This is a genomic window from Acinetobacter sp. GSS19 (genome assembly GCF_028621895.1).
Lineage (GTDB): Bacteria > Pseudomonadota > Gammaproteobacteria > Pseudomonadales > Moraxellaceae > Acinetobacter.
The window spans coordinates 2501848-2515274 of record NZ_CP117520.1; the positions used below are offsets into that span (position 1 = coordinate 2501848).

The 13427-nt window shown below is 43.7% G+C and carries 9 protein-coding genes and 3 pseudogenes; 7 read left to right on the top strand and 5 right to left on the bottom strand.

Features of this window, described 5'->3' with window-relative positions; translation table 11 throughout:
* Positions 1-73: 73 nt before the first annotated feature.
* Complete coding sequence (locus PGW99_RS11930) at positions 74-1465, bottom strand: aminotransferase-like domain-containing protein (protein ID WP_273777944.1); 1392 nt, start codon at positions 1463-1465, stop codon at positions 74-76.
* Between the two features lie 343 nt (positions 1466-1808).
* Here PGW99_RS11930 and PGW99_RS11935 point away from each other — a divergent pair, with 343 nt between their 5' ends.
* The 5 genes and pseudogenes from PGW99_RS11935 (at position 1809) to PGW99_RS11955 (ending at position 7404) form a co-directional block, all read left to right on the top strand.
* Entirely contained in the window at positions 1809-2609 is an 801-nt protein-coding gene (locus PGW99_RS11935; protein WP_273777945.1) for a hypothetical protein, read from the top strand.
* 579 nt (positions 2610-3188) lie between these two features.
* The gene (locus PGW99_RS11940; protein WP_273777947.1) at positions 3189-4025 is read left to right on the top strand and encodes a hypothetical protein; all 837 of its coding nucleotides are present in this window, start codon (positions 3189-3191) and stop codon (positions 4023-4025) included.
* Positions 4026-4398: 373 nt separating this feature from the next.
* A pseudogene (locus PGW99_RS11945) lies at positions 4399-5351 on the top strand (hypothetical protein).
* A 4-nt stretch (positions 5352-5355) separates the two neighbouring features.
* A complete protein-coding gene (locus PGW99_RS11950; RefSeq protein WP_273777948.1) occupies positions 5356-6228 on the top strand; it encodes a histone deacetylase in 873 nt (290 codons plus the stop codon).
* A gap of 261 nt (positions 6229-6489) precedes the next feature.
* Positions 6490-7404 carry a cation diffusion facilitator family transporter gene (locus PGW99_RS11955; protein WP_273777949.1) on the top strand — a complete coding sequence of 305 codons (915 nt, stop codon included), beginning with the start codon at positions 6490-6492 and terminating at the stop codon, positions 7402-7404.
* Here PGW99_RS11955 and PGW99_RS11960 read toward each other — a convergent pair.
* From PGW99_RS11960 to PGW99_RS11970, 3 genes are read right to left on the bottom strand one after another with little or no spacing between them, the layout of a single operon-like run.
* A complete protein-coding gene (locus tag PGW99_RS11960; protein WP_273777950.1) occupies positions 7382-8116 on the bottom strand; it encodes an ABC transporter ATP-binding protein in 735 nt (244 codons plus the stop codon). The two genes, PGW99_RS11955 and PGW99_RS11960, sit on opposite strands and share 23 nt — an antisense overlap.
* Positions 8109-9332, bottom strand: coding sequence for an ABC transporter permease (locus PGW99_RS11965; RefSeq protein ID WP_273777951.1), 1224 nt, complete (start codon positions 9330-9332; stop codon positions 8109-8111). The genes PGW99_RS11960 and PGW99_RS11965 overlap by 8 nt, the downstream gene beginning before the upstream one ends.
* Positions 9329-10555 carry an efflux RND transporter periplasmic adaptor subunit gene (locus tag PGW99_RS11970; RefSeq protein WP_273777952.1) on the bottom strand — a complete coding sequence of 409 codons (1227 nt, stop codon included), beginning with the start codon at positions 10553-10555 and terminating at the stop codon, positions 9329-9331. Before PGW99_RS11970 ends, PGW99_RS11965 begins: the two co-directional genes overlap by 4 nt.
* Before the next feature lie 491 nt (positions 10556-11046).
* Here PGW99_RS11970 and PGW99_RS11975 point away from each other — a divergent pair.
* A pseudogene (locus PGW99_RS11975) lies at positions 11047-11974 on the top strand (IS5 family transposase).
* Positions 11975-12043: 69 nt separating this feature from the next.
* Positions 12044-12163: pseudogene (locus tag PGW99_RS12425) on the top strand (GNAT family N-acetyltransferase); the annotation flags it as partial.
* A gap of 141 nt (positions 12164-12304) precedes the next feature.
* Here PGW99_RS12425 and PGW99_RS11980 read toward each other — a convergent pair.
* Positions 12305-12907 (bottom strand): DUF4142 domain-containing protein, encoded by a 603-nt coding sequence (locus PGW99_RS11980; RefSeq protein WP_273777953.1) that lies wholly within the window; start codon positions 12905-12907, stop codon positions 12305-12307.
* Positions 12908-13427 lie beyond the last annotated feature (520 nt).

The window sequence follows — 13427 nt, forward strand, 5'->3', positions numbered from 1 at the left end:
CTAGATACAAAATTGCAGAGATAAACTATAACAGATTCGGATTGAGTGTCCATCTGTTATAGTCTATCTGTTTTTACTCTTGAATATGGGCAATCAAGATATCTAAGGCCTGCGTTATGCCGGGCGTGAACTCGAAAGAACAGTTGATGCGAATGGCATTCTTATTCTGCTGCGTGGCATTAAATAAACTGCCGGGTGCCACGCTGATCTTGTGATTGAGCAGCTTTTGATAAAGTAAATTACTGTCGAGATGTGCCGGAAGTTCGATCCATAAAAAATAGCCAGAAGGATAATTCATCACTTGGCAGTGCTGTACTAAGCGCTCATTAAGATAGTCATAATATTGTTTTTTTAGTCGTTTTAACGCCTTACGCACGGATTTTAAATGTTTTTCATAATGCCGGTGTGACAGATATTCGACGAGCGCACTTTGGATCAGCGGGTTGACGGAAAGGGTACTCATTAACTGTAAATGCTGAATATGCTCGGAAAACTTGCCTGCATACACCCAGCCGACCCGGAAGCCTGCGCCCAAGGTTTTCGAGAAGGATGAACAGTGTAGCACTAAATTCTTTTCATCCAGAGACTTCAGAGCCAGAGGTTTTTTCTGGCCATAATACAGCTCCTCGTAAACATCATCTTCAATCAAATAAACTTCATGCCGATGGAGGATTTCTGCAAGCTGAATTTTAATTGCATCGCTAACAGTGAAACCAATCGGATTATGGCTGTTCAGCATCAGCAGGCAGACTTTAATCGGATAATCATTGAGGGCTTGTTGCAGAGCGATCAAATCAAGCCCATGCACGGGATGTTCGGGGATAGTGATTACGGTTAAGCCCAAGCGTTCCGCGGTCTGCCAGGCACCATAAAAGACCGTTTCCTGCAATAAAATGTAGTCTCCTGCTTGCGTGACTGCCTGCAAGGACAGGTTGAGTGCATCGAGGCCACCTGAAGTGATGACAATATCGGATGGATCGGTTGGAATCCCTTGCATGCAGTAACGTTGGGCGATGAGCTTGCGTAATTCATAGTGACCCGGCGGCAAACTTGGCATTTGTTCATAGCTGCGTCGCTGTTTGGCGCGTTGTCCCAAGGTCTGCATTAATTTCGCTGAATAAAGCAGCTGGCTGTCAGGAAAGGCACTTCCCAGTGGCAGTACACCTTCCGCTTGAACCGATTTCAGGTATTGAAAAACCACTGAATTAATGGCGATTTTATCGTTACGGACCACACTGTTTTTTGGTAAATCCGCACAATGATCGGCCACAAAATAGCCTGATTTTTCTCTGGAATAGATTAAACCCTGCGCTTCGAGTTCCTGATAGGCATTCAGCACGGTCATTAGGCTAAAACCTGACTGTTCAACCTGCTGGCGCAATGAAGGGAGTTTCTGATGAGGTTGCCAAGTGGCACTTTCAATCAAATGCTTCAGGCTTAATGCCAATTGTTCTGATTTATACATAATCACAGGCCTGTTACAGATGCTGAGTTCATCAGAGAGGGAGAGCGATCCCAAGATTGCGAAAATAGGGTGTTGTCCGGCGTTCAGCAGCTAATACGGTTCATTTTCAAATTATCCTGACAGTAAACCCAGCAATCTAAATGCTGATACCTACGGATGACAGTTTTCTTAGGCCTCTGTTATAGCGTTTTCTGCATTTTTTGTAACTACTGTTTTCTTCGTCCGCAACTTAAGATCTTGCCTTCATCCATTTGATGGATCGATGAAAAGCTGTGCTTCCAATCAAAAATGAGAAGTCGTAGCTTAAAAATCTTGAGTAAGAAATAGGTAAAACGGTGAAAGCATGTTTGTAACCTCACAGTTGAATACGCTGAGTCAGCTGATAGTCGGGCACAATCTTTCTGGCGGTCTAAGCGATCAACTGCAGCAGGATGATCCTCATCTCGAAGCCAAGCTGCTTCGTGCCAAAGTACTGCGTCATTCTGCGGCATCTACGGTTCACTATATGATTCAACCCCAAACGGAGAAAAATACGGCTTGGGCTTCTGTATTTGCACCGTTTATTTTGGCCAACCTGAATAAACCGGTTATTTATCAGACCTGCCAGGCATCTTCCGGAGTGAAATTTTTAAATCTTGATCGTCTGAAAGACCGAACACCGCAGCTTACTCATCATGAAGCACTCCGTGACTTGGGATTCTTCTTGCAGTTCGCTCTTGATACGCGAAGTGAGTCTGATTTTATTTATGCAGCGCTTCTGCAAGCTTTATGTCATGCCGAAGTGTCCTGCATTGTGTTAATGACGGATCTACCGCTGGATCCAATCATTAAAAACCAGCTCGAAGCATTTTTTAAGGTGACGTTGCTCGTATTGTCATGCACGGATGACATTAGAATTGATCTGGAGCAGATTGAACTCAGACAATTGCTGTTTAAACAGAAAGACGCGTATCACACTGCGTTGTGTACGGCATTCTCTCGATACAATGCCGAGATTCTGCATGCAATTGGTCTCTATAGCTTGGAGCAGGGCTGTCAGTTGGTCGAGGATATGTTTTATGCCGAACATCTCTATGAAAAAATTTCGGTCTATAGCGAATATATGCAGACCCGATGGCAAAATGCTCAGCTTCTTTGCGTCTAAAAACGGGTTTGTTACGTGAGTTGAAAGCCAAAGATGGTTGCGGGCAGGGGACATCGGCATGAGTATCGTAATGCTATTCCGCGCTGTACCAGTTAACCTCTCCGAAGCCTGTTTGGATGAGGGCCTTCAGGCGAGTGTAAAGCAGGGCCTTGCGATACTTAGAGATGCCTTATTCAGTTGATACAATAAATTATTATTTAATAAAACTTTATAATCTGCTTTTGATGAAATTGATCGGTCTGCATGGTTTTAATATTTCTGATGTCTATTATTATAATTTCATGTGAAATTTAACCTATTTTATAATTCATATCACAGGTAATTTTATCAGCAAATTTTCGATTAATTTTGTTAAATATGTCACATTTATACATCAAAAATTATTACATTTTAAACTCAGCTCCACCCTGCTGTGAATAAATAGGTTTTATCGATATACTATATTTTATTTAAGAACAAGAAATTAGAAATCTCTTCAGAATAAAATCTTTTACAATAAAAAATAAACAATATAATAATTCTATATCGACAGCCCCTCACCTCGATAGCCAAAAAATATTTTATTTTTTAAGGTATAAAATGAAACTAAATTCAAAGAAAATTTCTGCACTTAGTTTGGCTGTAATTTTTGCATTTGCAGCCCAAACCCAGGCAGCGCCAGTGGCAGAACCAGCATCAAAACCCGTTTTGATTTTGAATGAAGCGATTGCCAACAAGGCGGTGATCAAGGGTGAGTATGCAGTCTTAAAACTAGAACACCTCGATCTTGCTCCAGAATTGAAAGGTGTGCAGTTTGATTTCAATGAATTATTGAAAGCACGTGATTACATCGTGAACGCTGGCTACGATTCAGCGGCTGCCGAAAAAGACTATGCATTATTTTCTTATAGCCGTTCTGCAAGCCGTACGATGGATCGTAAAATTGAGCAGCTAAAAGGTGCAGCACACGAACAATATATGGCGACCCTTGATCAGGCGTTTAAACAAGCGCCTGTTTTGGCCTATTATGAATATATGACCACCGGCCAAGCCCCTCAACAAAAAGATTTGTATTCCCTCGTACAACATCAGAATGAGAAATATGGGCACTTGCGTTTAACTGAGTTGCCGATGGCATTACAAGGTGAGAAGAATGACCTGTTTATGCTCAACCTGCTCAGCAAAGTCATCATGCCAGCAGACTCGGTGCTGACTTATCACTGGCATAAAACGCTATCAAAAAATAACATGGCACCATTCAAAGTAGAGTCAAACATGACTTGGGGTGACCTGTTTACGGCAAACCGTACCCAGCATGCTCAAGCGGCGATGAAAGCAGATGAAGAAAATGCACAGCAACCTCTTGAGATCGCAGCATCTGCCTTATTAAAGCAACAGCGTCAGGATCAGCAGAAAGTGGCGATGACAACCAATTAAACGATTGGAACTTTATTTTTGTTTGAAAACAGGTATTGATATACCTGTTTTTTATTTTTAACGGGTATCATTTTCTATACATAGCTTGGGAATAACCCGATTAATCCAGAGGATTATAGGGGTGTCCATCATTGTAAAGAAAATGCTTTAGCATCCATGATATTTGTCGTGGACTCAATGAGCTTAAATTGACTCAGGCAGAGGATTTAAATTGAGATCTAAATAAGTCTTGTTTATGTGGCGGTAATATTAGTTGAAGGTGAGCTGTTTAAAATAAAGAGCAAAATTTGAGTGTGACAAAACAAATATTATTTTAAATATCAGCTTAAATATGTTTAATATAGAACACCTTACAAAAATTACACCTGTACCGATGCAAAGCTTAGACCACGAAATCGTTCAACTCTTTCAACAACATCAATATCCGCTCTGTGAAAAACTGACTGAAATGCTGAATGAGCATTTTTCGCATCAAACTGAACGACGGGGTTGTGGTTTTACGCAAGCGACTCGGGTACTGGCGGACTTTATTAATCTGCCTCGGATAGCGAGTGAATTGCATGATTTAAAACTGTTTAAACAGACCGAAGGACAAGTGCTGAAAACCCTGCTCAAGCAGACCCCGATTCAAGATTGGCACAATCTAGACCAGAACCCTGAGGTAGCGGTGCTGGTACAGCATAATCAGGCTGATTGGAACTCGGCGTTAATCCGGGAAATCGAGTTCCAAAACCAACTGCGGCAATTGGCACAACAGGCTGAAAAAGAAGAAAGCCGTTTATTTATCCAAATGCTCGCAGATATTATTCTGCCGAAAACACCTTTGCTAACCCACTTGGTTGAATTGCCGACCTTGGCTGAAAAACCCAAAGTCGGTTCCTGCCCAATGGCCGAGAATTTTTCTTAAAAATTGCACATGGACGCATTTTAAGAAAAGGTCAGGTAAATATTATTGTTGATCAGCATTATCAGCCGTTATTGCTGGAAAAGCTGAATATGGGTGATGACCATTCCTGTATCAGTTTAAAGCCGGTGTTGATGAATGGGGTTTGTGTGCCTGCAGGCTCATTATTTTCTGTGCAGTACGATGCAGCGGCCATTCAAAATAAAATCGAAAATCAGCATTTACCTGGTTTTGTGATTCCCTATAGTGAAATTCCCGGATTCTGGTATTTACGTTTAACCACACTCGCGGTTTCTCCAGAAAATCGTGCACGTACCTTTAGCACACATTTCCAGCAGCAAATCGACAATGGCTTATTTAGCCCGGAATCAACAATGCTGCAACAACTTGCCGACATCGCCTCAGCGCAAATTCGGAACTAAACCCATGTTACAGGTCTGTTATTCTCCGCATTATTATGCAACAACGCATACCAACAGCATGGAAAAATTAACCGCTGTGGCCAAGGCCCTAGAGGCCTCTGGTGGTTTTCAGTTTCATGAGCCAGAGCCGATTGATTTGGATTTGCTCAAACAATTGCACGATCCCGCCTATGTCGAGGCCTTTGATACTGGAACACCGAGAAAATTAGCTACGTTTCAGGGTTTTAAACAGTGGAATACGCAATTAAGAGATGCCATTTACCGGATCAATGCCGGGCAGATTCAAGCGGCGGAGCTGGCCTGGCAACACCGGATTTCTGCGAATATCGCCCAAGGCTTTCATCATGCGCAATATCAATGCGGGGTTGCCTTTTGTACCTTTAATGGACTCGCCCTGATTGCCCAGCAGTTTCCGCAGAAAAAAATCTTCGTGTTGGATTGTGACCAGCATGGTGGCGATGGGACGGCAGAATTTACCCTGAGATTGAATAATCTGTTTAATTTCAGCATTTTCGCCTTGACCTTAGGTTGCCGCAGTTATGAGCGTGCACTGACACGCCAGATCCATAAACAGCATGGTAATTTTGCACAATATCGTGACGCCATTATTGAAGCGTTTGACCGCGCGATGGCTTGGCAAGCCGATTTAATTGTCTATCAGGCCGGCATGGACTGTCATCAGGATGATCCCTGCGGTTCGTCTTGGTTCAGCTCGGAATATATCCGCCAGCGTGATGAACTGGTCTTTCGATTGGCCAAGCAGCATCAAATTCCGCTGATGTTTGTACTGGCTGGTGGTTATCAGGATCTAGCCACTTTGACCGCCCTGCACACGGGGACTTTTAAAATTGCTTATGACGTTTATTATGCTGGGTAACCTGATTTTTGAATTGCATAATCATCACGTCCAAATAGAACTAAAAAATTTTAAGCCGGCATTAAGTGCAACCCTGTATCATAAAATTAAATTTAATCCTGATAAAAATAGGACGCTTGCTATTTGAATCACCGCTTTTATTTCTAATCTGGAAGACGTGAGCAAATGGCTGGGAAGAATTTATCCACTGGTTAGAGAAATCTCGATCCATGGTGGTTAATCTCCCCGATTCCTAAAAGTTTACTAGCGACTGGAGCAGCCATGTCTGTACAGCATTTCGATGACGATACGCATGAAGATGATTTAATTAGTCCCGAAGAACGTGCCCGAGCTGCCAGCAAAACCACCTGGGTCAGTGTTTTTGTGAACCTGTTTTTGTCGATCTTCCAGATTGTGGTGGGGATTTTTGCCAAATCGCAAGGTTTGATTGCCGATGGTATCCATACCTTAAGTGATTTGATCGCCGACTTCATCGTACTGTTTGCCAATCATCACAGTCAAAAAGATGCCGATGAGGATCATCCCTTTGGTCATTACCGCTTCGAAAATGCCGCGTCTTTTATTCTGGGATTACTGTTGCTTGGGGTTGGCGTGGGCATGCTGGTGGTGGCCACGGAAAAAATTCTGAACCCTGAACAAATTCCTAAGGTACAAGCGGTTGCCTTATATATCGCGATGTTGGCTTTGGTCGGCAAGGAATTCCTGTTCCGCTATATGCTAAAAGTGGCCAAGAAAGTCAAATCCAGCATGCTGGTGGCCAATGCCTGGCATGCACGCTCAGATGCGGCTTCCTCGCTGGTGGTCATGGTCGGGATTGGCGGCAACCTGTTGGGTTATCCGATTCTGGATCCGATCGCGGCGTTAATTGTTGGTTTGATGATTATCAAAATGGGCTGGGAATTTGGCTGGGAAGCCTTAAGTGATCTGATGGATCGTGCCGCAGCGGAGCATGAAATCCAGGCCATTGAACAGACATTCCTGGCGACAGAGGGTATTCTTGGCGTGCATAACATCCGTACCCGTAAAATGGGTGATATGATCATCGTGGATGCTCATATTGAGGTCGATGGTACACTCAATGTGCGCCAAGGCCATGATATTTCAGTGAATGCAAGAAACCGGGTGATGCAGCAACACCGCGTGATTGATGTGATCACCCATATTGATCCGGTGTAGCGATTGCATTATTCAGTGTATCGCTCTGGATACGACCATCCACCAGATGGATGGTGCGATCACAGGTGGCAGACAGGCGTGGATCATGGGTTACTAAGAGTACGGCACAGCCACGTTCTTCATGGACTTTACGGAACAGTTCAAACACTTCTGCTGCGGTTTGAGTATCCAGATTTCCAGTAGGTTCATCGGCCAGCAATAAGGCCGGATCGGTGATCAGCGCTCGGGCAATCGCGACGCGCTGTTGCTGACCGCCAGAGAGTTCATTCGGTTTGCGATCCGCAAACTTTTCTAGCCCCACGGCGGCCAACAAAGCACGAGCTTTGTCCAAGGCAGCTCGATCAGGTTTGCCATGTGTCAGCATCAATGGCATCAGCACATTATTGAGTGCTGTAAAGGCCTGGATCAGATGATGAAACTGAAAAACAAAACCAATGCTGTGTCCGCGTAGCGCTGTACGCCCAGCATCATCCATTTGGCTGGTGGCCTGGCCTAACAGATAAAGCTCACCACTGCTCGGCCGATCCAGTAAACCCAGAATATTCAATAAGGTACTTTTACCCGAGCCGGAAGGGCCAATCAGGGCAGCAAAATCACTGCGATCGATACATAAATCAAGGCCATGCAAGACCTCTACCTCATTGGGCTGACCAATATTGTAAGACTTGCGCAGCGCCTCCAAGCGCAGAACTTCATGGACAGGATCAGACATGACGAATCGCCTCCACAGGATCGAGTGCTGCCGCGCGGCGAGCCGGTACAGCGGCAGCTAAGACACCGGTGAGCGTTGCCAGTAGCAATGCTAACAGCACCAGTTTGCTCGACACGGGAATATAAAATAAACCCGGGCCGAAGTGATTAAAGACCCAGACCAGGGCATAACTAGCTGCGCTGCCCACCACTGAGCCGAGCAGGCCAAACATGGCACCTTGAAACAGAAAAATGCGCAAGATTTGCTGTCGGGTTGCACCTGTCGCACGCAAAATGCCAATTTCCCGGGTTCGCTGTACCACGCTCACCGATAAGACACTGGCAATCCCAAAGGCCACAGAAATGGCCACGAAGACGATAATCATGCTGGTCGACAGGCTTTGTGCCGAAATGGCATTCATGAGCTGGGCATTGGTTTTGATCCAGCTTTCAGCTTGCAGCGAAGTTAAACGTCCGACTTGTGCCGCAATTTCATCAGCCTGGAAAATATCGGCAACCGTCAGGTCGATGACCGTGACCCCGCCCGGAAGACTGAGCAGGGATTGTGCCTGTTTCAGGTCCAGATAAACATAACGTGCGTCCAGTTCACGCACACCGAGTTCAAAAATCCCGGCAATATTCACCACTGCACTGTTTTGCTGGCCAGTATCCAAGCGTAGTTTGCTACCAACCTGCACACCTAAGTCATCCGCCAGCTGGCTGCCAATTAGCACGTTGTCCGCACCTACCCGCAGCTGGCCACTGATCAGATAGTTTTTGAGCGGGATAATTCTTTGATAACGTTCTACATCGATGCCCACCAGCGCGACGGATTCCAGAGCATCACCGCGCTGGGCAAAGGCTGGACCCGAGACCACGGGAGAGACCGCGGTGAGTACCGGCAGCTGATCGAGAGTGGCTGTCACTTGTTGCCAGTTGTTGATTGAACGCAGGCGCTGCGCACGTTTGTCTTCCAGCAACAGTTGCAAGGTTCCGGGACGGGGTAGGGCAATGTGATTGACATCATCGGGTGACAGTACACGAATATGTGCTTGAGTGCCCAAGGTGCGCTGGATAATATTCGATTGCAACCCTTGCATCAGTGCCGAAACAAACACAATGACCGCCACCCCCACGGCAACGCCCACCGTGATCATGATCGACTGTGCGCGTCCCTCGCGTAAGAAACTGACGGCGATGGTCCATTCAATCCAGAGTCGTCCGAGTAGTTTTTTCAATCGAATTTCACCGGTAGTTCATTTTTGCTATCTGCATCGGCACGCGCTGCAACGGGTATTTTTTCTGGTTTGACCCGTACACGGGTACCTTCTGCAAGTGAGGTGGTTGGGGTGGATAGAACCTCATCACCAGATTTTAAGCCCGCAATCACTTCTGACATCGCCAGACCGCGTAAACCCAAGGTGATGCGCTGACGCTGTATTTTGCCCTGACGGACTAACAGCACAGTTGCCCGGGTACCTTGCACATCTGTTAATGCATCATTCGGGATAACCAGTGCCCGTTCGCGTTTGGCTGTTTCAATATTCACTGAAACGGTCATATCCTGACGTAAAAATTCAGGGACGGGATTCACCGCTAGACGAACTTCCACGGTTCCACGCTGCGGATCAATGCTTGGTGCAATAAAATTGATCCGTGCGGGAAAAGGCTGATCGGGATAGGCATCCGCGATGACGCTCGCTGGCTGCTGTAAGGCAAGCTGCGGTAAATTGCGTTCATCGAGCGGTACACGAATTTCCGTATCCCCTGCTAAAGCGATGGTCAGCAGTGTCTTGCCAGGCTGAACCACATCACCCGGTTCGACATGGCGAGTTAGGATGGTACCGGCCGTTTCGGCACGAATTTGGGTTTTTGCCAGTTGGGCCTGCAATGCTGCCAGACGTTCACGTAGCAATCTCTCCTCCACATTGCCAGGTGCCAGTGCAGTCGCTTTTAAGCGTGCTGACTCGAAGTTATTCCGCGCTAGGCGTTCGGCTTTTTCTGCTTGTTCCCGCATTTCAGCCGAGACGATGCCGGGTTCAGTGAGATCGCGTCTGCGGTTTGCTTCCCGGCTGGCCTGTTCCAGTTGTGCTTTGGCATTGGCCAAGTCCACTGCGGCCTGAGGACGACGGTTGCTAGCCAACTCGGCCAGTGCAGTCTCAGCCTGTCGGACTTGAGCCGCGATTTCATCCGATTTCAGCACCAAGAGTAGGTCTCCTTGTGCAACCCGATCACCTTCCTGTACACGCCGCTCAAGTACCACGCCTGTGATTTCACTCCCCACCTGGGTACGTGCGACCGTTGAAACGCGTCCTGTGGCTACTACTGTTTGTACCAGCGGCATTGCGCTAATACGATAGCTTGCCACCAGAGGACCTTGCCACCAGCGAAAAACTGCAAAATCTGCGACGAGGATAAGCAGGACAATTATCGCGATATATTTGTAGTGGATAGTGCGCAATCAGCTTCTCCTGTTTGGATTAAAGCCTCGGATTTCGGTGAATCAAATACAGCTTGTTGGTATTTACTTGGTATGGACTATAAATGTTTATCGAAAGCTCTGACAAGAGATTTAAACTTTGCAATCCTGCTGTTAGAAATTAAGGCGGATCAGCAACAGTAATTTATAAGGGAACCATATCTTTTATCTAGATACCCCAATCTTGGCAAGAGTCACCGACATAAAATACACTAAATAACATAATTTGTATTTTAATAAACCCTATATATAACAGTTATATAGGATTTTTATTTTGTGTGGTGTAATTTAAGGTAGGGTGGGGTAAGCACAAGTTGGTCACTTTAAAATTCATATAAATTCAACAATAATAACCAACATAAAATCTACTTCTGTTTTTATAATTTTTATTTTTTGATAAAAATTTTTTAGCTGTGGGGGGCTTTGTTGCACAAACCTACCATTGAATGCTTCTGCATCAATATAATTGCGGAATGAATAATCCCACTCCTAAAATCTATCGTACAACCAATTGGTCTTTTACAACCGAGCTTTGATAAACTGTGGAAATCTCTCGATCTGGTTTGATCCGACTACTCAATGGTATGCACAATCAAAAGTCAAACATGGTAGAAATCAAACCTATTCAGATGCTGCTATTCAATACTGCCTCATGATCAAATCTCTATTTCGGCTCTCTTTACGCATGGTCACTGGCTTTGTCCAGAGCCTTATTAAACTCTGTGGATTAAATTGGATAGCACCAGATTATTCGACCATTTGCAGAAGACAAAAGCATATTGATATTGCAATGCGCTATCAACAAAGTCGTGATGGTCTCCAGCTGCTCGTTGACTCTACTGGCTTGAAGTTTTTAGGTGAAGGTGAATGGAAACGTAAGAAACATCAGCCCGAATATCGTCGCCAATAGCGTAGACTTCACATTGATATAGATGCTGAAACGCTGCAAATACAGACCAGCTCACGACAAACAATGTCAGTAATTCACAAGTACTCGAGGATTTACTTGATCAAATTCCACTTGATGAGCAGATTGATTGTGTCTATACAGATGGGGCTTATGACACGAAACACTGCAGAAAAGTCATTTCAGATCGAGAGGCATATGCGGTGATTCCGCCAAGAAAAAATGCGAAGCCTTGGAAAGACAAAAAGCTGAGCTCTTTAGAAAGAAATGAATAGTTGAAAACGGTTAAATGCCTAGGAAGAACAATTTGGAAAAAGTGGTCTGGGTATCATCGTCGAAGTTTGTTGGAAGCCAAGATGCATTGCATTAAATTATTAGGCGATAAATTAACGGCAAGGAACTTTCTTAGTCAGGTGAATGAGATTCATGCCCATGTGGCAGTATTAAATAAATTTACGGAATTAGGCCGAGCTCATAACCAAGTTGTCTGTTAAATTTGAATGGCTTGGGGGAAATTCGGCTTTAAAATGTTTATGCAACAAAGCCTATACAGAAGCGAAAAACAGAACTGCTCAAGAGTTTATTGGCTAACTCATGAAACCAACTATCCAGCAAGAATCTTATATGATCAGTTGGCCGACAATACAGCCTTCATTCAGTATCGTAAGAATTTAGGTGCATAAATTTAAAAACGTGGAACACAAAAATTCACATAAAAGGCCCAATGATGTGTGAATGGGCTTTTATAAAAATCATAAAATATTGATTTAAAAATAAATTATTGTGTTGTTTGCCAAAAAAATATCTACAAAATCAGTGGCTACTTACTTTTCATTTATCTTGATAAGTATTTGTTTAGCTGTTTGTAAATGCTTGGCAACCGTGGTGCGAGTTTGTGCAAGCATACTTTTTAAATCTGAATTATTAGTGTTGGGTATCAATTGCTTATCGATAAGCATAAGAACTTTACGATGTTCTTTAACTTGACTCATCATATAGTCTTTATCAATTGTCGTATTAGATGATTTCGTAAGCTTACTAACGATCTTATCACTATTTTTTTGCAGTGACGTACTGGTATGACTAACTTGTGGAGTTAATTGCAGACGACTCGCCAGCTCTTGAACCTTTGTCTCATTTGATGAGTGTTCATTAATCATCATTTGAGCGTACTTACGGGTATCATCCGCTTTTAGCTTTGGCAATGCAGTTTTTGCCTGCTTAATCTCACCATGATTGGTCGTGCTTAATACTTTAATAATTCTATTATCAGTTAAAATCTCATTATTCGCATGCGGTAACTTAAGATGATTTTTTCCTTCCTGCGTAGATTCACGATCCATTGCCATAGCTTGGCATGCTGTAAGACTTAATATGCCACTTACTGCCATACAGTTAATTATTTTCATCATATTGTTAGCTTTCATCTTATAAACCTTAAGATTTTTATTGAATTGGCATTGATAAGATAGGTTAAAGGCATAAAAAAAGTGTAATATTTGAGCAGATTTTTTAGATAAATATATAAAATGCTATTAATTTAAGTAAAGATTTTCGTTTTTTTATTGAGAAAATATTTCTTATCTATTTCATTATGTCGAAAAAACTAAATAGCGACGGATTTTGTAGAAATCTTAAGTAATTCTATTCTGTTGTTAAAGGATAAGGGGTATTTTCTCTTAAACTTTTTACACACATCTTTAAGTATGTTTGGACGATGCAAAATTTCTCATAACAACGACTATACTTTTTAATAGAAGATGCCAAATGATTAGTCGTTGTTCATAAATTTAACAATGATAATGATTATGAAGAGAAATTTATAAGTTTGAGAGGGAAGATTACTAGGTCATCACGCTCTCCGACTAGAAAATATGCGTAGAAGAGACCTAACAAGCCGCTAAAAACTCAACCGTAAAAAGCTGGAGTAAGACTCATCTATCAAGG